This is a genomic window from Halopiger aswanensis, assembly GCF_003610195.1.
Lineage (GTDB): Archaea > Halobacteriota > Halobacteria > Halobacteriales > Natrialbaceae > Halopiger > Halopiger aswanensis.
Genome location: NZ_RAPO01000003.1, coordinates 370170 through 388948, shown reverse-complemented (window position 1 = coordinate 388948; position 18779 = coordinate 370170). Strand labels below are relative to the sequence as shown.

Annotated in this window: 24 protein-coding genes and 1 tRNA gene; 10 read left to right on the top strand and 15 right to left on the bottom strand. The window is 66.6% G+C overall.

The genetic code is table 11. From position 1 onward, the window contains the following. Positions 1-40: 40 nt before the first annotated feature. Positions 41-328: a DUF2795 domain-containing protein gene (locus ATJ93_RS15870; protein WP_120245618.1), complete on the top strand. Its 288-nt coding sequence runs from the start codon at positions 41-43 to the stop codon at positions 326-328. 158 nt (positions 329-486) lie between these two features. On the opposite strand, the gene ATJ93_RS15865 is transcribed toward ATJ93_RS15870, so the two are convergent. Further along, entirely contained in the window at positions 487-1506 is a 1020-nt protein-coding gene (locus tag ATJ93_RS15865; protein ID WP_120245617.1) for a DUF5784 family protein, read from the bottom strand. 101 nt (positions 1507-1607) lie between these two features. Between ATJ93_RS15865 and ATJ93_RS15860 the strand changes: the two genes are divergently transcribed. Beyond that, on the top strand, positions 1608-1787 hold the full coding sequence (locus ATJ93_RS15860; RefSeq protein ID WP_120246034.1) for a DUF5786 family protein: 180 nt from the start codon (positions 1608-1610) through the stop codon (positions 1785-1787). Positions 1788-1890: 103 nt separating this feature from the next. Here the strand turns inward: ATJ93_RS15860 and ATJ93_RS15855 are convergent, their stop codons facing one another. Beyond that, positions 1891-2838: a YkgJ family cysteine cluster protein gene (locus tag ATJ93_RS15855; RefSeq protein ID WP_120245616.1), complete on the bottom strand. Its 948-nt coding sequence runs from the start codon at positions 2836-2838 to the stop codon at positions 1891-1893. Positions 2839-2989: 151 nt separating this feature from the next. On the opposite strand from ATJ93_RS15855, the gene ATJ93_RS15850 reads away from it, so the two are divergent. Beyond that, positions 2990-3232, top strand: a complete 243-nt coding sequence (locus ATJ93_RS15850) for a DUF7561 family protein (RefSeq protein WP_120245615.1) — start codon at positions 2990-2992, stop codon at positions 3230-3232. A 223-nt stretch (positions 3233-3455) separates the two neighbouring features. Here ATJ93_RS15850 and ATJ93_RS15845 read toward each other — a convergent pair. Beyond that, positions 3456-3542 (bottom strand) — tRNA-OTHER (locus ATJ93_RS15845). A gap of 228 nt (positions 3543-3770) precedes the next feature. Between ATJ93_RS15845 and ATJ93_RS15840 the strand changes: the two genes are divergently transcribed. Next, a complete protein-coding gene (locus ATJ93_RS15840; protein ID WP_120245614.1) occupies positions 3771-5612 on the top strand; it encodes a helicase C-terminal domain-containing protein in 1842 nt (613 codons plus the stop codon). Between the two features lie 205 nt (positions 5613-5817). Here the strand turns inward: ATJ93_RS15840 and ATJ93_RS15835 are convergent, their stop codons facing one another. Together ATJ93_RS15835 and ATJ93_RS15830 are read right to left on the bottom strand one after the other, a co-directional pair. After that, positions 5818-7044, bottom strand: coding sequence for a class I SAM-dependent methyltransferase (locus tag ATJ93_RS15835; RefSeq protein WP_120245613.1), 1227 nt, complete (start codon positions 7042-7044; stop codon positions 5818-5820). Then, entirely contained in the window at positions 7037-8233 is a 1197-nt protein-coding gene (locus tag ATJ93_RS15830) for a 60S ribosomal export protein NMD3 (protein WP_120245612.1), read from the bottom strand. The genes ATJ93_RS15835 and ATJ93_RS15830 overlap by 8 nt, the downstream gene beginning before the upstream one ends. Positions 8234-8593: 360 nt before the next feature. On the opposite strand from ATJ93_RS15830, the gene htpX reads away from it, so the two are divergent. From htpX to ATJ93_RS15815, 3 genes are read left to right on the top strand one after another with little or no spacing between them, the layout of a single operon-like run. Then, a complete protein-coding gene (gene htpX / locus ATJ93_RS15825; RefSeq protein WP_120245611.1) occupies positions 8594-9478 on the top strand; it encodes a zinc metalloprotease HtpX in 885 nt (294 codons plus the stop codon). 60 nt (positions 9479-9538) lie between these two features. Further along, positions 9539-9811 carry a DUF7472 family protein gene (locus ATJ93_RS15820; RefSeq protein ID WP_120245610.1) on the top strand — a complete coding sequence of 91 codons (273 nt, stop codon included), beginning with the start codon at positions 9539-9541 and terminating at the stop codon, positions 9809-9811. Positions 9812-9871: 60 nt separating this feature from the next. Then, entirely contained in the window at positions 9872-10339 is a 468-nt protein-coding gene (locus tag ATJ93_RS15815) for a hypothetical protein (protein WP_245977608.1), read from the top strand. A 33-nt stretch (positions 10340-10372) separates the two neighbouring features. Here ATJ93_RS15815 and priL read toward each other — a convergent pair whose 3' ends face one another. Beyond that, entirely contained in the window at positions 10373-11464 is a 1092-nt protein-coding gene (gene priL, locus ATJ93_RS15810) for a DNA primase regulatory subunit PriL (RefSeq protein WP_120245609.1), read from the bottom strand. Between the two features lie 227 nt (positions 11465-11691). Here priL and ATJ93_RS15805 point away from each other — a divergent pair, with 227 nt between their 5' ends. Then, positions 11692-12588, top strand: a complete 897-nt coding sequence (locus tag ATJ93_RS15805; RefSeq protein ID WP_120245608.1) for an alpha/beta fold hydrolase — start codon at positions 11692-11694, stop codon at positions 12586-12588. Between the two features lie 12 nt (positions 12589-12600). Here the strand turns inward: ATJ93_RS15805 and ATJ93_RS15800 are convergent, their stop codons facing one another. The 6 genes from ATJ93_RS15800 to ATJ93_RS15775 form a co-directional block, all read right to left on the bottom strand. Then, the gene (locus tag ATJ93_RS15800) at positions 12601-12915 is read right to left on the bottom strand and encodes a HalOD1 output domain-containing protein (RefSeq protein ID WP_120245607.1); all 315 of its coding nucleotides are present in this window, start codon (positions 12913-12915) and stop codon (positions 12601-12603) included. 103 nt (positions 12916-13018) lie between these two features. Then, positions 13019-13696 (bottom strand): helix-turn-helix domain-containing protein, encoded by a 678-nt coding sequence (locus ATJ93_RS15795; protein ID WP_170155592.1) that lies wholly within the window; start codon positions 13694-13696, stop codon positions 13019-13021. 260 nt (positions 13697-13956) lie between these two features. Next, a complete protein-coding gene (locus ATJ93_RS15790; RefSeq protein ID WP_120245605.1) occupies positions 13957-14700 on the bottom strand; it encodes a DNA polymerase sliding clamp in 744 nt (247 codons plus the stop codon). Between the two features lie 87 nt (positions 14701-14787). Continuing rightward, complete coding sequence (locus ATJ93_RS15785; protein ID WP_120245604.1) at positions 14788-15039, bottom strand: hypothetical protein; 252 nt, start codon at positions 15037-15039, stop codon at positions 14788-14790. Positions 15040-15057: 18 nt separating this feature from the next. Then, positions 15058-15327: a hypothetical protein gene (locus ATJ93_RS15780; protein WP_120245603.1), complete on the bottom strand. Its 270-nt coding sequence runs from the start codon at positions 15325-15327 to the stop codon at positions 15058-15060. 100 nt (positions 15328-15427) lie between these two features. Continuing rightward, positions 15428-15862 (bottom strand): universal stress protein, encoded by a 435-nt coding sequence (locus ATJ93_RS15775; RefSeq protein WP_120245602.1) that lies wholly within the window; start codon positions 15860-15862, stop codon positions 15428-15430. Between the two features lie 146 nt (positions 15863-16008). Here ATJ93_RS15775 and ATJ93_RS15770 point away from each other — a divergent pair, with 146 nt between their 5' ends. Then, positions 16009-16686 (top strand): uracil-DNA glycosylase, encoded by a 678-nt coding sequence (locus tag ATJ93_RS15770; protein ID WP_120245601.1) that lies wholly within the window; start codon positions 16009-16011, stop codon positions 16684-16686. An 18-nt stretch (positions 16687-16704) separates the two neighbouring features. Here the strand turns inward: ATJ93_RS15770 and ATJ93_RS15765 are convergent, their stop codons facing one another. After that, the gene (locus ATJ93_RS15765) at positions 16705-16950 is read right to left on the bottom strand and encodes a DUF7127 family protein (protein WP_120246032.1); all 246 of its coding nucleotides are present in this window, start codon (positions 16948-16950) and stop codon (positions 16705-16707) included. 213 nt (positions 16951-17163) lie between these two features. Here ATJ93_RS15765 and ATJ93_RS15760 point away from each other — a divergent pair, with 213 nt between their 5' ends. Further along, positions 17164-17946 carry a 23S rRNA (uridine(2552)-2'-O)-methyltransferase gene (locus ATJ93_RS15760; protein ID WP_120245600.1) on the top strand — a complete coding sequence of 261 codons (783 nt, stop codon included), beginning with the start codon at positions 17164-17166 and terminating at the stop codon, positions 17944-17946. 17 nt (positions 17947-17963) lie between these two features. Here the strand turns inward: ATJ93_RS15760 and ATJ93_RS15755 are convergent, their stop codons facing one another. Both ATJ93_RS15755 and ATJ93_RS15750 read right to left on the bottom strand, forming a co-directional pair. Next, positions 17964-18140, bottom strand: coding sequence for a ribbon-helix-helix protein, CopG family (locus tag ATJ93_RS15755; RefSeq protein ID WP_120245599.1), 177 nt, complete (start codon positions 18138-18140; stop codon positions 17964-17966). A gap of 89 nt (positions 18141-18229) precedes the next feature. After that, positions 18230-18742 (bottom strand): NUDIX hydrolase, encoded by a 513-nt coding sequence (locus tag ATJ93_RS15750; RefSeq protein ID WP_120245598.1) that lies wholly within the window; start codon positions 18740-18742, stop codon positions 18230-18232. Between the last annotated feature and the right edge of the window lie 37 nt (positions 18743-18779).

Here is an 18779-nt window from a genome sequence, read left to right as displayed (position 1 = left end):
GACAATGTTTATAATCATTGTTCACTGAGGATTGGGTGTAATGCTGCTAAACGGCACCGGCGACGTCATCGACGACTACGACTACCCCGCGACGACCGAGGAACTGATCGCAGACTGCGGCGAGCACACGCTCGAACTCCCGAACGGAAGCGAACAGGTCTGCGACGTACTCGATCGGATCGAGTCGGAAACCTTCGAGACGCCGGAAGACGCGCGGTTCGCCATCTACACTGGAGTGAGCGACAAGGCGGTCGGTCGCGTCGGATACAGCGACCGGGACCCGACTCCGGTCGGGAGCCCCTACTCGCCCGACGCCGTGTCCTTCTAGCGAACTTTTTCCGCGTCGGGTTCGCCGAAGGCGAACCCTCGCGCAAAAACTTCGATGAAAAAGTGCCGAGCGCGCCGACGGCACGCTCGGAGAAACCGCTCGCTACGCGAGCGGTACACGACTTCCTCCTGTTACGGAACAGCACTACTCCGCAGCGCTCAGTCTAGAAACTCGATCACGTTCTCGAGTTCGAGCGGCACCGACCCCTTCCGGTAGCCTTCGACGCGGCCGTCGGGGCGGGCGCGGTAGACGACCGCCGGCCGGTGGCGCACGTCCGGCTGTTCGCCGCGGACGGCCGCCCAGCTGTCGTCGCGGAAACTCGAGCAGTCGACGAAGAGGACGGCGCCGCCGCCGTGCCGGGAGAGTTGGCCGTTCGTCTTCGTTTCGGCGGTATCCCGGACGGCGGCGACGGGGCCGCTGGCTGCGCGGTTGGTCGGGGGCTGCGGTCGGGTGACTTCGACGAGGACGTTCGTGTTCGTCGCGGGGTCTTCGGCGCGGAAATCCAGCGAGTGACCCGTCGTCACCTCGATCTCGGGGACGACGTCGTAGCCCGCCTCGGTGAGGATCTTCGCGGCGATGAACTCCCCCATCGTCGCGCTCATGCGGACGCGGTCGACGTGGTTGCTGGTGCCGAGTTTGCCGGCCATGACGTGTCGGTAGTCGTCCAGTGCGCCGGTCGAAAGGAAGTCTTCGAAAAATTGGGTCGTTTCGCGGCGGTCGGCATCGGGGAAGCCGGCCGCGTACTCGCGGAAGAACGCCCGCGTCGATTCGCGGCCGTCCTTGGACATGAAGACCGGCAAGAAGAACCACGAGAGGTGCGGGTAGTCGGCGAGCCAGGGGTCCTCCTCGTGAAGCGTCGCGAGCAGTTCCCGCTGGGTCCATCGGGCGACGTGGTAGGGCACCTCCGTCCAGCCGAACTTGTCGGTGCGCCACAGCGAGGACGGCGTTTCCGTGTTCCCCATCCAGTAGCCGCCGCCCCCGTCGCCGCCGTGTGCGAATAGGGCGAGGTCGCCGTTTTGCATCTCGAATCGGTGCGTCGTCCAGTCGGCCCCGATCTCGAACCGCGGCGTCACGGCGCGGGCGCCGATATTCGACCGGAGCGGCTGTAAAATGTCCTGTCGGACCCGCTGCTCGCTCCAGGTCTCGGGCGAGTAGCGAAAGCGAAGCGGCTGTGCCACGGGATTCCTACGCCGCGGGCGGCCATACGTTTTACGCGCCGACCCGACATGAACGACCGTTACATTGATGTGTGTGACGCGACTACATGTGCATGATTGCCATGTCAATGGGTGCCTATGACGAGGATGAACACGAGCGACGCGAACACCAATCCTCGAGGGTGGATGCCGATTTCGACGACGAGCGGACGATCTACCACGGCGAGGTCGAATACGACTCCGGCGAGTCTACAGAGGAACTTCTCGATCAGTTCGAGCAGATCAAGACGAAGTCGAAGTAGCACCGATCGCTGTCTCGAGCCGTACGACTCTCACAGCTCGCGGTACCAGTGACGGTGCGGCTCGTCGGCGTCCGCGTTCCGTTTCCCCTCGAGAGCGACTGCGTTACGACTCGAGGGCGTCCCAACCGGGCGTCTCCGGTGCGCCGCGCTCCGTTTCGATGTCGTCGGCGATGCTCGCCGGCGGGACGGATCCGCCGTCGGCAGCGCTGGCCCCCTCGCGGCGCCGTTCCCACTCGCGGATCGCCGGCCCGAGCCACGACTCGGCGTCGTCCGCGTCGTCAGCCGCCGTCGCCTCGAGCGCCCGCTCTTTCCCCCACTCGTAGTGGTACTCGGAAATCGCGACGGTGCCCGGACTCGAGGCCGCGGCGACCGCGAGACACTCGGCGCGGTCCTCTCGAGTCAGCTCGCCCGTCGCGACGCGGTCGACGATCCCCTCGAGGCGCTCGGGAACCGGGTGACAGAAGAGTTTCTCCCCGATCGCCTGCGAGCCCAGCAGGAGGTCCTCGAGGTCGTCGGGCACCGAATCGTCGACGAGCCGATCGCCGTCGCCGCCGAAGGCCGCTTCGACGCGCTCGCACTCGGTTTCCTGCTCGAGCGCGAGGTTGTGTTTCGGGTAGGCGCCGCACTCGGCGGGGTAGAGGTCGCTGTCGTGGATGCGACACTGCAGCGTCGTCGGGTCGAGGAAGACGCAGGTCGGAAGCCACGATTCGCCTTCACGGCCGAAGGGAGCGACCGGCTTCGGCGGCTTCCGGAGGCCGACGAAGAAGACCGGGCGGTCGGCGACGGACGCGACCTCGTAGCCGTCGATCTCGACCGCTTCTGCCTCGTCGGCGGCGTGCCAGAACCGCGGGGTCAGGGCGGCCGCCATGCCGCGCTCGAGGAACGTCCGGACTTCGCCGCGGGTGAGCGGCACGAAGTTGGGATCGCCGTCGAGGGACTCCCGCGTCGTGTCGTCGAGCGCGGCCCTGCGCCGGCCGCCCGCGGCGTCGCCGTCCGTCAGCGGTCGCCAGTCCATACAACAGCCCGCACAGCCTTCGCAGTGCACCTCCATACGCGAAGCTACCGTTTCGGACGGGATAACGCCTCGCCCGGCGCATCGTTTTGCCGGTTCGACGGGGTCTCGCGTCCGCAGCCGCCGGTTCGAGCACGTCCTTGCCGACCCGAGGAGAACGGCTTTCAGCGTTCGATTCCTAGCCCCACATATGGGCAAGAACACCTGCGACGGCTGCGGCCGACGGATTTCGGTCGCCGGCGGAGTCCCCAACCTCTGGACGTTCGGCGACCGCGACGGCAGCGAGGGGACCGCGATGACCCTGGAACTCGAGGACGGGTCGGAGCACCTGCTGTGTTACCCCTGCATCGAGGCCCTGCCGGACGAGCCGACCGCCGCGGACGTCGAGCGCCTCGAGCAGGACGGTGAGACGTCGCAGTTGCGCGTGCTGTAGGCCGTGACGTGCGCGTCGGGAAAAATGGACAGCGTAGAGTGTGGAGACGACCGTGGGAACTGACCTGACAGGGGCAGTCGAACCCACGACCACGGACACGTGAGCACTGGCACACTGGAACCGTACTGATGCGGGGGAGCCCGCAGCGCATCGAACCGCACCGAACCGCACCGCACTGCATTACCGCACCACACCGCAACTGCAACCACAACCGCACCGCAAGCGGAAGGGGTGGGATTTGAACGCCACGAGGCTTGACGCCGCCGCGGGCCAAGGGCACCGCGGTGCTCTACCGCTGAGCGACCCTTCCGCACGTCGGTCCGATGGCGGATTTCGTATTTGTAATCAGGCCGCTACCCCCTGGTATACGCCACCTACCGGCCGGAGGCGAGGGACTCGAGCGGATTCCGCGCCACCCATCGGTCCGGTTGCCGCGGCTCGAGCGGTCACGATTATTCCGGTCGGTCGACACGACGGCGCCTTCAGTCGGCGCAACGGTCCGTAGCCTTTAGGGCTCGGCCGCGCAGTGAGTCGAACGGTGAACCCCGAGCGGATCTTCGACGCGTTTCCCGCCCCGAGTTACCGCGGGAATCAGGAGCAGGCCCTCCGCGACATTCGCGACGCCTTCGCGGCCGGGAACGACGTGGTGCTCGTCCGCGCGCCGACCGGGAGCGGCAAGTCCCTGCTCGCGCGGGCCGTCGCCGGCTGCGCCCGCACCGTCGAGGACGCCGAGCCCAGCGAGGCCTCCGGCGCCTACTACACGACGCCGCAGGTCTCGCAGTTAGACGACGTCGCGGCCGACGATCTGCTCGCGGACCTCAACGTCATCCGCGGGAAGTCAAACTACACCTGCATTCTTCCGAACGAGCGCAATACGCCGGTCAATCAGGCCCCCTGCGTTCGCGAGCGGGGCTACGACTGTTCGGTCAAGCATCGCTGCCCGTACTTCTCGGACCGCGCGATCGCCTCGAACCGCGAGATCGCGGCGATGACGCTGGCGTACTTCATGCAGACAGCGGGTAGCGAAGTCTTCCGCAAGCGCGACGTGGTCGTGGTCGACGAAGCCCACGGCCTCGCCGAGTGGGCGGAGATGTACGCGACGATCCAGCTCGGACCCCGAACCGTTCCGTTCTGGGACGACCTTCGCGTCCCCGAGATCGACAACGTCGAGCGAGCCGCCCGCTACGCCGAGAACTTGGAACAGACCTGCACTCGGCGCAAGGACGACCTGCTCGCGCAGGACTCGCTCTCGCCCGCCGAAGTGCGCGAGCGCGACCGCCTGCAGGAACTGATCGGCGAACTCGACTGGTTCGTCTCGGACTACCGCGATCCCCAGAGTCCGACGACCTGGCTGGTCGACCAATCACCCTCGAACTCGTCCTCGAGCGGCGGGGATGACGACGGCGACGACCCGCAGGGCGGTCCGCTGACGATCAAGCCGATGAACCCCGAAAAGTACCTCCAGCACACGGTCTGGGATCGGGGCAACAAGTTCGCGCTGCTGTCGGCGACGATCCTCAACAAGGACGCCTTTTGCCGCCAGGTGGGTCTGACCCCCGAGAACGTCGCCCTGGTCGACGTCGGCCACACGTTCCCCGTCGAGAACCGGCCGCTGTACGACGTGACGCAGGGGAAGATGACCTACGAACACCGCGACGACACCACGCCGAAGATCGCCCGTACGATCGTCCGGCTCATGCAACGCCACCCCGACGAGAAGGGGTTGATCCACGCTCACTCCTACAACATTCAGGAGCGACTGGCCGACCTCCTGCGGGATTTCGGCGTCGGCGAGCGCATCCGCGTTCACGACCGCGACGGCCGGGACGACGCCTTAGAGGAGTGGAAGGCGAGCAACGATCCGGACGTCTTCCTCTCGGTGAAGATGGAGGAGGCGCTGGACCTCAAAGGGGACCTCTGTCGCTGGCAGGTGCTGTGCAAGGCGCCGTTTCTCAACACCGGCGACTCGAGGGTCGCCCACCGCTTGGAGGAGGGCCAGTGGGCGTGGTACTACCGCACCGCCCTCCGGACGGTCATCCAGGCCTGCGGACGGGTCGTCCGCGCGCCGGACGACCACGGCGCGACCTACCTCGCGGACTCGAGCCTGCTGGATCTGTTCGAGCGCGCGCGGACGGACATGCCCGACTGGTTCGAAGAACAGGTCGATCGGATGTCGACCCCGGACCTGCCGGAGTTCCAGCCGCGGGCGGCGCTATCCGGAAACAACGGGACGACGGGCACTCGAAGTTCCACCGGGACGTCCAACGACAACAACAGCCGCGGCGGGCGCGGTCGGTCTCGCTCGCGACGCTCGGGGCGGTCCTCGTCGTCTTCCTCGTCCTCGAGTCCGGTCGCTGACGTGTGGGATACCGACGGGTAGCGCCCCGTCGGGTATGGTCCGTAGAGTTGCTAGTCGCTTAGAAGAGCGCCATCGCGGGCATCGCGATCATCGAGGTCGCCGTCAGCAGGGCGAACAGCACGGCGATGATCTTGTTTCGTTTGTTCATACGCGTCGCTTGTGGTTCCAGTAGCATGTATCTCACGACCGTTCGGCTGCTCGAACCGTACTCGGCGTTGACGGTTCGTTAGTCGATCCGCGCATCGACGACTCCGTGGACGACGCCCGCGCTGTGGCTCTTCACGCGACGCTCGTCGAGCACCTCGACCGTCCGCCCCGCGTCGGCGGCCGCCGCGGAGAGTCGCTCGAGCGGCCGTTCCCACAGCCGATTTTCGGGCGTGGCCTCGTGGTAGTGGACGACGCCGCCGGGGACCAGCGCCTCGAACGCGTGCTCGAGGAAGTCGTGGGCCTCGTCGGCCCGGGTGCCGTGGCCGTCCGCGTCGGTCCCGTTCGCGCTGCCGTAGTAGCCCATGACGACGCGGTCGGCCTCGATCTCGCCGGCGATGTCGCGGCAGTCGGTCATGTAGGCCTCGACCCGGTCGTCGACCTCGTTGAGGACGGCGTTCTCGAGCAGGTAGCGAAAGGCGGTCGGGTTGATCTCGGTGGCGGTCACCCGCGCGCCTGCTCGAGCCATCGGGAGGGTGAAGTAGCCGATCCCGGCGAACATGTCGAAGACGTGCTCGTCGTCGCCGCTGATATCGCCCATCCGGGCGCGCTCGGCCTGATTCCCCGGCGAGAACATCACTTTGGCGGGGTCGAGTCCGTACCGCGTGCCGTGTTCCGCGTGAATCGTCTCGGTGTCTCTCTCGCCCGCAAGCAGCCGGGTCCGGGGTTCGCGGTAGGTGCCTGCCTGCCCGTCGTTGGCGACGCCCTCGTCCGCGAGCACGCTGTCGGCCTCGCCGTGCAGCTCGAGCAGCGCTTCCGCCAGTTCCGTCTCGTCGGGACAGTCCTCGGGGACCGTCACCAGCACGACCGAGCCGATCACGGCCCAGGAACTCGGCGCCGCCTCGATCTCGCTCTCGCTCCAGCCCCGCTCGGCCAGCAGGTCCGCGAGATCCGTCGTGCGGTAGTCGGGCTCGAGCTGGCGAACGACCTCGAGCACGCGCGTCTCGGTCGGCGGCTCGGTGACCGGGAGTGCGACCTTGTCGGGTTCGGATTCGTCCTCGCGCCCGTCGCGCTCACGGGTCGCTTCGCTCCCCGTTCGCACGGCCGAGGGCTTCGCTTCGCTCCGCCCTCGAGCCTCGCGCACCCGTCGGTCGTCGTCGTAGACGCCCTCCGCGCGCAGCGACTCGATGGCGGTCTCCGCCCGCCGCTTCTCGACGATTGCGGCCAGCGGCGCGTCCGCGCGCTCGAGGGTGTCGACGGTGCTTTCCTCTACGCCGTCGGATCCGTCGCTGTGACCGTCCTCAGGCATCGGTATCGGGATCACTGTCGGTGTGCGAGTACGGATCGTAGGGCTCGTCGTCGCCGTCGTCGCCCGTATCCGGGTCCGGATCCGGGAGGATGTGCAGTCCCGCCCGGCTCTTCAGAACGGGGACCGTCTCAGCGTCGGGATCGAAGTACGTCGGCCGCGAGACGGTCTTCGCCTGGTAGGTCTCCGGATCGAGCACCTGCACCGCGTTCTCGTCTTCGACCGTGACGACCGTCGTCTCCACGCCGTCCTCGAGTTCGCCCAGTTTGCGCGCCTCGGGCGAGTTCCCCTCCTCGTAGCTGGCCTCGTAGCGCTCGCCGGTGGTCACGCGAGTCCCCTTGAGGTTGCCGTGGGCGCTGCGGACGAGCACGGGGCCCTCGTCGTCGTTCGCGAGGTCGATGATATCGCCGGGGGTGTACGGCGGCAGGCGGACGGCGAAGGTGACCCGGTAGACCTCGTTGCCGTCCTCGTCTTCGGTGACGAGGGTCTCGGCGTCGTTGACGGTGCCGCCGAACTCCTCGACCATCTTGTTCGCGATCTTCTTGCCGATCTTGTTGGTCGAGACCTTGATGTTGAGGCCGTCGTCGACCTCGCCGATCTCGGTGACGAAGGCGTTGCGGTCGCCCGTCGCCTCCATGTCGGCGACGACCTGGTGGGCGATCTCCTCGGCGCGGTCGGTCTCCTCGCTGGTCGGGGTGCGGTCCTCGGCCCGGATCTGGACGGTGCTGGCGTAGTAGTCGCCGGCGATCCGGCCGCAGCGCTGGCAGGTCTGGCGCGAAATTTTGACCGGAACGGTCACCTCCTCCTCGACCGGCGTCCCGCGGACCACGCCGGTGAAGAAACAATGCATTCGGATCGTGTTCTCGTCGACCTGCTCGGGTTCGACCTGCCAGGCGACGTCGGCGACGTCGACGTGGACGCCCAGCGCCTCGCTGACCTCCTCGATGGCGATGTCGGTGTAGTCGCGGGCCCCGATGTCGACCCAGCGGTTCCCCTGGTAGACCGCACCGCACTGCGAACAGACGCGAACGTCGATCCGATCCGGCGCGTCCACGAAGTCGAAGTCCTCGAAGTAACACGCGTCACAGAGCTCGACCTCCGCGCCGGGTCGAAGCGGGTCCGTTGCGTCGCTCGCCGATCGCTCGGGCACCGGATCCCCGCAGCGAGGGCAGAACGCACGCGATTCACTCATTGTCCCCGTTTTGCCCCTCACGGAGTTAAACGGCGCGCTCTCGGTCCCGCTCGTCCTCGCGTCGACTCTCGTTTCCTTTTGTGAGCCGTCGAGGATCGTGCTCGAGCACGTGAGCCGTCGATCTGCTAACTAGTCGTTTCGTCCACGCGAAACGAAGGGGTCCGGATTGACGCCGTGCGTATCGGTGTCAGCCACCCGTCAGACGTTCGGCGACTCGGCTGCGTCAGACGGTGTCCCGTCGCGGGGTCTCCATGCGAAACGAAGGGGTTGTGAGTCACTCGCTCGAAGTAGTACGAAATCCAATACGTTCGGACAGTCCCATCGGTGACACTTATTCCGCTGCGGACCGAAATTGACAGTATGCAATGGCAGGCGGACTGGGGCCTTCGAGCCCGGATGTTCCTGACGATGTTTCTGCTGTTCGCGCTGTACATCGTCTTCGCGGGCGCGATTGCCGCATACATGGGTGGCGGACTACTGGTGTTCGCCCTCATGTTCGGCGGCATGTCCCTCGTCCAGTACTACTTCAGCGACACGCTCACCCTCCGCAGCATGGGGGCACGAACGGTATCGGCGGACGAATACCCGCAACTGCACGCCACGATCGAGCGCCTCTCGCAGCAGGCCGATCTCCCGAAGCCGAAGGTCGCGGTCGTCGACTCGCAGGTGCCGAACGCCTTCGCGACCGGCCGCAACCAGAAAAACGCCGCCGTCTGCGTGACGACCGGCATCATGACCACGTTGGACGAGGAGGAACTCGAGGGCGTGCTCGCCCACGAACTCGCCCACGTCAAAAATCGGGACATGATGGTGATGACGATCGCCTCGTTCCTCTCGACGATCGCGTTCATGATCGTCCGCTGGGGCGCGTTCTTCGGCGGCGGGCACGGCCGCGGCCGGCAGGGCGGGGGCGGCATCGTCGTCGCCATTCTGGTCTCGCTGCTCGTCTGGATCATCAGCTACCTGCTGATCCGGGCGCTCTCGCGGTACCGCGAGTACGCGGCCGACCGCGGCGCGGCCGCAATCACCGGCAACCCGTCGGCGCTGGCCTCGGCGCTGATGAAGATCTCCGGGCGGATGGACAAGGTGCCCAAGGAGGACATGCGCGAGGAGGCCGAGATGAACGCCTTCTTCATCATCCCCATCAAGTCCGGCGTCGTCGGCCGCCTCTTTAGCACCCACCCGCCGACCGAGAAGCGCATCGAACAACTGCGCTCCCTCGAGCAGGAAATGGCGACGATGTAGACGGGGCGGCGACGCGCCCTTCGAAGCGCTTTTGGCCCGGCCGGCGAAACCGACCCTGTAATGCCCGAGCGCGAGCAACTGATCGAAATCGCTGCCGCCGTCACCTCTGTCCTTCTGATGCTCGGTGCCATGCTCTTCATCGGCACCGCGTACGGCGGTACCAACGGGACGCTCAACCCCGACGGCGCCCAACTCCTCGTCGGCGTCATCGTCGGTTTCATTCTCCTGATGACGGCGGTCGGTATCGGTCTCGCCTACGTACTGAACGACCCCGAGGACGGCCTCGAGAACGAGGACGACGAGGTCGACGCCGACCCACAAAACACGATCTGAGCGATTTCCGTCGGGTGAATCCGACGCCACGCTTTTCCTTATAGCCGGCTGACAGTAGGTATGGCCAGTTCCGATACCGGTACTGACGGCGACGGCGGCTCCGACGCCGACGGTGACGCCGTGTCAGCCCGGTCGCCGGGTCGTACCCTCGCGGTTGTCGCCGTCCTCGCGTTACTCTGTTCGTCGGTCCTCGTGCGGGCCTCGGCTGTCGTCGACGCGACGACGGCGGTGATCGGGTCGGTCGTCCTCGCGATCGTCGGCCTCGCACTCGTGGGCCTGTCGAGTCGATCCGCGGGCGACGCTCGAGCGTCGGGGCAAGGCGAGGCTGACGCCGCTGCCAATCCTGACGCCGACGAGACCGCCGCTGACGACGGGAACATCTGGAACGCGATCCCGTCCTGGCAGTACGACGGTCGACACGTCGAATCCGGCGGGCTCGCTCGCGACGAACAAACGCGAGCTCTGCAGGAGATTCAGGACGAAGCCGACGAACTGGCCGGGTCGGATGATCCGTCGCGCAACTCCTAACGGTACGCGCGGGGATTCGGCGGACAGAAACAGCTAGTCGCCGCTCGCGGCTTCGCTCTCCTCGGCGCCCTCGCGCCAGTCCTCGAGGTCGTCGTCGTCCGCGTCGTCGATGCGTTCCTCGTAGTAGGCCATCGGATGGGGGATCTGCTCGCAGAGGTCGTCCTTGTTGACGCAGTCGCCGTAGGACTGCATCGTCGCACAGGAGGGCGGCGAGTACTCCGTCGGCGAGGTGTCGCCCCGGATGTGGTCGGTCTGGTAGCGGGTCATCTCCTCGCCGAACGACGAGTTGACGCGGTAGAGTTCGACGATCTCGTCGGTGGTCATCCCGATGCTCGTCAGGAAGGCGGTGATCGCGAAGCGGGAGTGATGGGGCAGGTGTTCGCCCTTCTGGATCTGATCGAGCAGCGCCTTCATGCAGGGCGGGAACAGGTCGGGAACGACGGTGTCGATCTCGCGGGTCAGATCGAGGTCCGCGAGCACGTCTCGAATCGCTGCGGCCTCCTCTTCCAACGTCGTGGCGATCGCATCGGGAACCTCGAAGGGGAGACCGTCGTCGATCCGGGTGCGGATCGCCTCGCGCAACAGCGTCAGGAGATCGCTTTCGTCGACCGGGACCGCGCCCCGGTCGAGCGGCTGGTTTACGAGCCGCCAGCCGTCCTCCCAGAGGTCTTCGGCCAGCGGCACGTACGTGCCGACGTCGATCCGGTACTCGTTCCTTCCCTCGGCGGTCTCCCGGACCGCGCTCTGTAAGTCGAACTCCGCGAGCAGGTCCTCGAGATCCAGTCCGGTCGAGTCGACGCTCTTGAGTTCGGTCGTGTCCTCGAGATCGGCCGTAAAGCGGTCGTAGGCGGTCGCGGCTTCGGCGCGGGCGTACTTGCGCACGAGAACGCGCTCGTCGACCATCGAGACGAGGACGCGCGCGACGGGGTAGGAGAGCAGTTCGACGCGGGCGTCGCGGTGTGGTTCGCCGACCGTTCCGTCCTCGATGGCGGTAATCACGCGTTGGCGGGCGCGATCGACGACGGCACCGTCCTGTTCGACGACGGTGGCCAAATCGACCGTTTCGGTCGCCACGGTCTCGCGGGCGGCTTCGAGGAACGGGTACCGGGCGTGCAGTCGCTGCATCGGTAATGTGATTTTACTGGGGCGGGATAAGCCCGCTGATTGTTTTCCTCGCAGTGGTCGGCCGGGGTGGCTGCGTTGGCTGCGGTCGCCGCGAGCGCGACGGCTGGGATCGATCGGACACGGTGGCCGGTAGGCGCTGCTTACCCTGTGCGGTCCGGCCGGGGCACCCTCGAGAACCCCCGCCGTCGAGGGTCGATTTCAAGGGGATCCGACACGTCGAGTCGGGTATGCCACGGGCGACGCGCGACGATGTGTCGATCTACTACGAGCACGAAAAAGGTGGGGGCGACGGGGCTGCCGACCCGGTCGTCCTGCTGCAGGGACTGGGCTTCGGCCGCTGGATGTGGCGCTGGCAGCGCGAGGCGCTCCGCGACACGCATCAGGTGATCGCGCCGGATACCCGCGGCACCGGCCGTTCGGACGCCGGCCTGCCACCACTGGTGCCGCGGCTGCCCGGTCGACTCCGGACGCCGCTGCTGTCTCGATTCGGCTACTCGGTCGAGGGGTTGGCTGCCGATCTCGAGGCCGTGCTCGAGGACGCGGGGGTGCGCAGCGCCCACATCGTCGGCGCGAGTTTGGGCGGGATGGTCGCCCAGCAGTACGCCGTCGAGTACTCGCGAGCGTCGTCGCTGACGCTGCTGTCTACGAGTCACGGCGGACCGGACGCCGCGCCGATTCCGGAGGAGATCCGCCAGCAGTTGCTCGCGTCGAGCGGCGACGGCGACCGCAAACGGCTTCGCGACTCGATGCGACCGGCCTTCTCCGAGCGGTTCACCAACCGAAACCCGCACCTCATGGACCGGATCGTCGAGTGGCGACGGGAGCAGGACGCCGGCGGTCCGGCCCAGATCGCGCAGGCTGCCGCCGTCTCGAGTTTCGATGTCGCCGATCGACTGGGGTCCATCCGCGTCCCGACGCTGATCCTGCACGGGAACGACGACCGCGTCGTGCCGCCCGCGAACGCGCGGCTCCTCGCCGAGCGGATTCCCGACGCCGAACTCGAGTACGTCGAGGGCGGCTCGCACTGTTTCTTCATCGAACGGGACGACCGCGTAAACGAGTCGCTGCTGGCGTTTCTGGAGGAACAGGGACGGGAAGGCCGGGTAGGGTCGACCCGCAGGTAGACGAGTCGCGATTCAGGCGCTCGAGGGTGCCGGCGCGTTCGCGTCTTCGATCTGGATCCGGCCGTCCGTTCGGACGCCGATGTCGAACCCCTCGTAGGTGAATCGGAGTTCGTGCGTCCCGGCGTCGTCGGCTCGCCGGGCGTGTGCGACGAGCGAGTCGAGCGCCTCCGGATCGACGGCGTCGTACAGCGGGGAGAGAGCGCCGGGATCGTCGTCGACGAGGGCCGCAACCGCGGTCACGATCGTCTCGCTCGCGCGTTCGCCGGCGTCGGGATCGAACGTCGCAACGCACCGTAGCGCGTCGTCGGAATCGTCAACGGAGGGCATACCCCCTCCTATTCCAACCGGCCCGGTAGGTGTGCTCCTTACTATGTAGTATTTTTAAGTAGTATCGGCGATCGGCCGCGGATCGGCGGCCGCTCGAGAGCCGTCAGTGTCGTCCCGCCGAGAGCCGCTCGTCGGGGCGGTCGAAGCCGAACAGTCCGGCCAACAGGTTCCGGTGGCCGCGGCGGAGTCGGCCGGCGAGCGACTGGCGCGTGATGCCGACCTCGGCCGCGAGATCCTCGAGCGTCGCCCGCCGCGGCTCGTCGAAGTAGCCTCGCTCGTACGCGAGTTCGAGCGCCTCGAGCTGGGCTGCAGTGAGTCCATCCTCGTCGCGGGCGTCGACCAGCGCCAGCGGCTGGAGCCGGGTCACGTCGATGTGAATCCCCTTGCGCCGACAGCGTTCCCGAAACGCGCTGACTGTCTCGTGGTCGTCGGCTCGCAGCCGGAACGTCCACTGATTCGCCGTTCCGGTCGCCGACAGCAGCGTGACGTTCGACGAGACGATCGCGTCGACGATCCCGTCGACATCGGGTCGCCAGACCGCACGGTAGAGCACACCCCGCGAGCCGAGGTCGTCGACCACCGTGAGCGTCTCCGCCGCCGAGGCGCTGATCGCCGCCTCGACCTCGGCCGGGCTCGCGCCGCGGATCCAGACGTAGGGAAACAGCGACTCCGTCGTCGGAACGATCCGCTCGAGTTCGATCGTAACGTCCGGCAGCGACGCGAACAGCGCGCCCAACGGGAACTCGTCGCCGTCGACGGTGAACTCGACGAGCGTTGCCATTACCCACCGCAACGACGATGCCATTGATAAAACCGAAGGGCGCCTCACGAACTGGACGCTGGGCGCTAGTTAGCGTGCAACCGAACCTGCGGACCGCAGCGGCGACTGTGACGCTATTTCCCGACGATCCGAATAACACAGGCTCGAGTCGGTCCGGGACGGCGAACGAACGAATAGCCGAGCAGCCGAGCAGTCGGGTAGTACTCGAGAACGAACGCGAACGAGAAGGCGAACAGGAACGAAACCGTGACCGCGTCGATTCAGTCGCTCTGGATGCGCGGCGCGAGCATGTAGGTGACCTGACCCTGCCCTTCCGCGAAGCCGAAGAACATCTTGACGGGGAACTCCTCGCCCAGATGCAGCGTTACCTCGGCGTCCGAGGGGATCGCCTTGTTCATGTCCTTCAGGTAGTCCAGCGAGAACAGCGAGTGGGCCGGGCCGGCCTGCAGGTCGATCAGGTCCTCACGGGTGAGCTCGAGGTGGACGTCGTCGGTGTCGCCCTCCGCGTCGACGTAGAAGAACTCCTCGCCCTCGTCGACGCCGAGCGCGATGTGGTCGGAGACCATATCGGCTGCGGTGACCGAGCGGTTGACGTCCTTGCCCTCGAGGATGACCTCGGCGGGCAGATCGAGGTCCGGAATGTCGGGTTCCTGGCGGATCGAGTCAGGGTCGATCAGCGCCAGGGTGTACTCGAGCCCGTCGATCTGGATGTGGAGCTTGCGGGTCTCTTCGTCGAGTTCGAGCTGGATGAGCTGGCCGGATTCAGCCATTCCCGCGATGTCCTCGAGCCGCGAGAGGTCGACGCCGATCAGCCCGCCGTCGGCTTCGTACGATTCGAACGCAGCCGCGTCGAGCGAGAGGTCGACCATCCCGACGTTGGCGGGATCGACGGCCCGGATTTCGAGCCCGTCTTCCTCGAGGTGGATCTTGCACTCGTCGACCAGCACGCTCACCGAATCGAGCGCGCTGGTGAGCGTTGCCGCGCTCACGATGGCCTTGAACATATAGGACGGGCTACGGACGGTTGCCATAAAAAGCCACCCTTTACGCGCGGGCGTGTGGTGTTCGGTGACGATTCGGGCCGTAACGAGTCAGTACTCGTCGCGCAGCCGGATCGGCTCGTCGGGTTCGACGTCGGCGGTACTCTCGTCTGCGTCGACCTCGAGGACGACGCCGATCTCCTCGCCGTTGCCGTTTACCACGCGCTTGCCGGTCTCGTCCGCGGTGATGTCGGTCAGGGTTCGGCGTCCGCCGTTCGACGGGAAAACTGCTGGCCCGGGTTTCGAAACGGCGGGTCGCCCGGAAGCCGTCGTCGCTCGAGTCGTCGACCGCGAATCACGCACTCGAGCGGCGAGTTCGCGTTAGGATTCGATCTTCTCGACGATCTGCTCGGCCTGCTCCTCGGCTTTGTCCTCGCCGACGTGCTTCTCGATGAGGACGCTGGTTACCTCCCAATCGTCCTCGCCCTCGACCTTTCCGGTGCGGACCTCGCTCCCCTCCGAGACCGACTCCGCAGGGTCCTCCGCCCAGTCGGGCGTCCGGATCTCGTCGTACTCGTCCGGATCGCGAAACCGGACGTGGATGTAGTCGTCCTCGGTCTCGACCTTGTTTACGGATGGTGTGTCGGCCATACCGGTACTGCGGCCGCCGCGAGCCTAACGATCGCCCCTGAATGCGCACGCTCTCGGTCGGCTCGAGCGCGAGGTTCCGTCTCGCGGGCAGAACTCGGCGTCAGCGGACGATCGTCACCGGCACCGGCGCGCGCCGCGCGACGGTTTCCGCGACGCTCCCCAACAGAACTCTACTCGCACCCGTCCGGCCGTGGCTGCCGATCACGATTCGATCGACGGCGTGCTCGTCGGCGTACTCGATGACTGCGTCGGCGACGGAGCCGACGACCTGATCCGTCTCGATCGACGCGCCGTGTTCGGCGGCCACCTTCCGTGCGTCGTCGAAGATCTCCTCCGAAAATTCCCGTTGCTGGAGTCGGAACTCGTCGTACTCCTCGTCGGTTTCCGCCTCGAGCGTGGGCGAGCCCGGTAGGTCGGCCGGATCGACGACGTGCAGCGCCGTGATCGTCGCGTCGGGCTGGTCCTCGAGCGCGAACTCGAGGGCGGCGTCGGACGGATCCGAATCGTCGACCGGAACGAGGACGTGCGTGGCCATACCCGCCGTTCGACGGCTGGCGACAAAAGGGTCCGCTCGCGATTGCGGCACGCGTCGTCCGAATTGCCACAGGGACTGGTGTGAATCGCCGTCCCCGGTGCGTACGCAAGGAAACGGTGTTTGCCGCGGCTGCTGTAGCGCAGTGCATGAGCGACGGCGACGCTACCGCCGACGAGGCGACCGACTGGGCGTTCGAAACGGAGTTCGCCGACGTCCTCGAGGCCGTCCCGGACGAACACTACGATCCCGACCAGTTCGTCCCCGGCGTCGGCCCGCTCTCGGCGGACGTCATGCTCGTCGGCGAAGCCCCCGGCGGGCAGGAGGTCACGCAGGGCGAGCCGTTCGTCGGCCAGGCCGGCAAACAGCTCGATCGCGCCCTCGAGTCGATCGGCTACGATCGCCGCGACTGCTACATCACGAACCTGGTCAAGGTCCGGCCGCCGGAGAACCGCGACCCCCACGTCGACGAGATCGAGGCCTGGTGGCCGGTTCTCGAGGCGGAAATCGAGCGCGTCGATCCGACGGTGCTCGTCCCGATGGGAAGTTTCGCGACCGCCGAGATTCTAGATACCGACGAGACGATCACGGATCTGCACGGACGGGAGTTCGAGCGCGAGGTACCACGCACCTCGGACTCCTCGAGTAGCGCGGAACAGAGTTCCGCGGACAGTCGAGCGGCGAAGCCGCGAGACGACGGTGACGAGCCGCGAGAGCGGGACGGGCGGCTCGTCATCCCGTCGTTTCACCCCGCCGCAGCGCTGTACGATCGGAGTAAAGTCGACGCGATCGAGTCGGATCTCGAGGCGGCGCTCGAGAAGGCGTAAGCAGGCGATTCGCTCGCGTCAGCCGCGGATCGTCAGAATCCCGTCGTTAACCGTCACGTCCGTCGCGTCGGACGGAATATCGAACTCGAACTGGTCGTCTCCAACGACGACGATCGCCGTGGTTCCGGTCACGTCGAGCGTCGGCTTCCCGCTGCTGGGTCCGAAATCGACGGCGACGACCTGCTCGTCCTCGTACTCGCGCTTGGTGATCTTCGCGCCCTCCTTCCGTCCCGCCGCGGCTTCCAGTTCGGGTGGCGTTTCCATGGTCGACCGGTCGCGGTCGCCGCCCGTAAGCGGTGTGCACGAAGCTGCCGCGTCCGGCTTCGTAGCCGTCGTACCCGCCGGTTCGATCCGCGAGGCCGTTTCAGCAAGTCTTTCCGCGTCTAGCCCGTACCGATCGACGAATACGATCGCCCCCTCGATCCGTCGGCCGACTCCGGCTCGACCGCCTCGAGGGGCGCGGATCCGAACCCGACTATGACAGGACGCGACCACTACTACAACAAGTCGAAACAGGAAGGCTACCGGAGCCGGGCGGCCTACAAGCTCAAACAACTCGACGACCTCGAGAACGTCATCGACCGCGGCGACGCGGTCGTCGACCTCGGTGCGGCCCCCGGCGGCTGGCTGCAGGTCGCCGCCGAGAAAGTCGGCCCCGAAGGCCGGGTCGTCGGCGTCGACCTCCAGCGGATCAAGTCGTTCGACGACGATATCGACGACCGCATCGAGACGATCCGCGGCGACATGACCGAGGAGCGCACGCGAGACCGCGTCATCGACGCCGCGGACGGGAAGGTCGACGCCGTCGTCTCGGACATGGCGCCCAACATGTCCGGCGAGTACTCGCTCGATCAGGCCCGCTCGCTGCACCTCGCCCGGCAGGCCTTCGAGACCGCCCTCGAGTTGCTCGACACCGGCGGCGACTTCGTCGTGAAGGTGTTCGAGGGCCCCGACGTCGACGATTTCCGGGCCGACGTCGAGGAGGAGTTCCAGTACGTCCGCGCGACCAGTCCGAAGGCCTCCCGGGACGAATCCTCGGAGGTGTACTTCATCGCGAAAGGCCGGCTCACCGCGCCCGTCCGACCGGGCGACGAACTCGAGGTCGAGATCGAAGACGTCGGCAACGAGGGCGACGGCATCGCTTCCGTCGAGGGCTACCGGCTGTTCGTCCCCGCGACGGAGGAAGGGGAGACGGTCGAGGTGCGGGTCGACGACGTCAAACCGAACTTCGGGTTCGCCCAGCGGATCGATCGGGATTAACGGAACGCGGTTCGTTTCTATTCCTCCGTCTCGAGCCGGTCGTGGCGCTCGTCGATCTCGTCCATAATATCGAGCGTCTTCCGGATCGAGGCGCGGATCGCGTCGCTGCGGTTAACGAATTTCCCGTCGTCGCCGACGTGGTCGTCCAGATCGTCGAGCAGTTCTTGGGGAATTTCGACGCTGATCTTTGGCATCAGTATGCGTACGGTTTGCAGGGGGTCCCCTTAAGCCGTGGGAGACGCGCTTCGACAGCGGGATGTGAGACCCGCTGCCCGTGTCGGGGTCACTCGAGAAACAGTCGAATGTCGTCCGCGACCGCCCCGTCTTGCTCGTCTGGTATTTTGCCGAACCACTCGAGGCCCCGTTCTGGGCTGCGATCGATCGTCACGGGGTCCTGATCGGCTGCCGCCGCGCGAACGACGACGTTGTACATGCGGAGGCGAAGTTCCGGTTCCGCGCCCCCTCGGTCCTGCCCGCCCGGACGGAACTCGACGCGACGGACGAGTTCCGGCGCCGCGAGTTCGACGGGACCGTCGGTCAGCCGGTCGATTCCGCGACGGGCAGTTTCGGCCCAGTCTTCGTCGGCGTCGACGACGAAGGCCGGGAGAGTCCAGCCGTGGGTGCCGTCGTTCTCGAGGAGCACCGCACCGTCGTCGTCGGTGATGCCGACCGCGACGTGACTGTCGACGGTTCCGACGACACTCTCGAACTCTGATTGTGGGACGACCCGGGTCTCTTCAAGAGCCCTCACGTCGTCGCGGTCGCGCAGACGTTCGGGATCAGATAGGGATTCCACCAGCGTCGATACAACATGTTGACAGGAAAAGCCACCG

Bases quoted from the DNA above. Each gene is read 5' to 3' on its own strand.
- ATJ93_RS15870 (WP_120245618.1), top strand. From the start codon at position 41: ATGCTGCTAAACGGCACCGGCGACGTCATCGACGACTACGACTACCCC.
- ATJ93_RS15860 (WP_120246034.1), top strand. From the start codon at position 1,608: ATGTCAATGGGTGCCTATGACGAGGATGAACACGAGCGACGCGAACAC.
- ATJ93_RS15855 (WP_120245616.1), bottom strand. From the start codon at position 2,838: ATGGAGGTGCACTGCGAAGGCTGTGCGGGCTGTTGTATGGACTGGCGA.
- ATJ93_RS15850 (WP_120245615.1), top strand. From the start codon at position 2,990: ATGGGCAAGAACACCTGCGACGGCTGCGGCCGACGGATTTCGGTCGCC.
- ATJ93_RS15835 (WP_120245613.1), bottom strand. From the start codon at position 7,044: ATGCCTGAGGACGGTCACAGCGACGGATCCGACGGCGTAGAGGAAAGC.
- ATJ93_RS15830 (WP_120245612.1), bottom strand. From the start codon at position 8,233: ATGAGTGAATCGCGTGCGTTCTGCCCTCGCTGCGGGGATCCGGTGCCC.
- htpX (WP_120245611.1), top strand. From the start codon at position 8,594: ATGCAATGGCAGGCGGACTGGGGCCTTCGAGCCCGGATGTTCCTGACG.
- ATJ93_RS15820 (WP_120245610.1), top strand. From the start codon at position 9,539: ATGCCCGAGCGCGAGCAACTGATCGAAATCGCTGCCGCCGTCACCTCT.
- ATJ93_RS15815 (WP_245977608.1), top strand. From the start codon at position 9,872: ATGGCCAGTTCCGATACCGGTACTGACGGCGACGGCGGCTCCGACGCC.
- priL (WP_120245609.1), bottom strand. From the start codon at position 11,464: ATGCAGCGACTGCACGCCCGGTACCCGTTCCTCGAAGCCGCCCGCGAG.
- ATJ93_RS15805 (WP_120245608.1), top strand. From the start codon at position 11,692: ATGCCACGGGCGACGCGCGACGATGTGTCGATCTACTACGAGCACGAA.
- ATJ93_RS15800 (WP_120245607.1), bottom strand. From the start codon at position 12,915: ATGCCCTCCGTTGACGATTCCGACGACGCGCTACGGTGCGTTGCGACG.
- ATJ93_RS15795 (WP_170155592.1), bottom strand. From the start codon at position 13,696: ATGGCAACGCTCGTCGAGTTCACCGTCGACGGCGACGAGTTCCCGTTG.
- ATJ93_RS15790 (WP_120245605.1), bottom strand. From the start codon at position 14,700: ATGTTCAAGGCCATCGTGAGCGCGGCAACGCTCACCAGCGCGCTCGAT.
- ATJ93_RS15780 (WP_120245603.1), bottom strand. From the start codon at position 15,327: ATGGCCGACACACCATCCGTAAACAAGGTCGAGACCGAGGACGACTAC.
- ATJ93_RS15775 (WP_120245602.1), bottom strand. From the start codon at position 15,862: ATGGCCACGCACGTCCTCGTTCCGGTCGACGATTCGGATCCGTCCGAC.
- ATJ93_RS15770 (WP_120245601.1), top strand. From the start codon at position 16,009: ATGAGCGACGGCGACGCTACCGCCGACGAGGCGACCGACTGGGCGTTC.
- ATJ93_RS15765 (WP_120246032.1), bottom strand. From the start codon at position 16,950: ATGGAAACGCCACCCGAACTGGAAGCCGCGGCGGGACGGAAGGAGGGC.
- ATJ93_RS15760 (WP_120245600.1), top strand. From the start codon at position 17,164: ATGACAGGACGCGACCACTACTACAACAAGTCGAAACAGGAAGGCTAC.
- ATJ93_RS15755 (WP_120245599.1), bottom strand. From the start codon at position 18,140: ATGCCAAAGATCAGCGTCGAAATTCCCCAAGAACTGCTCGACGATCTG.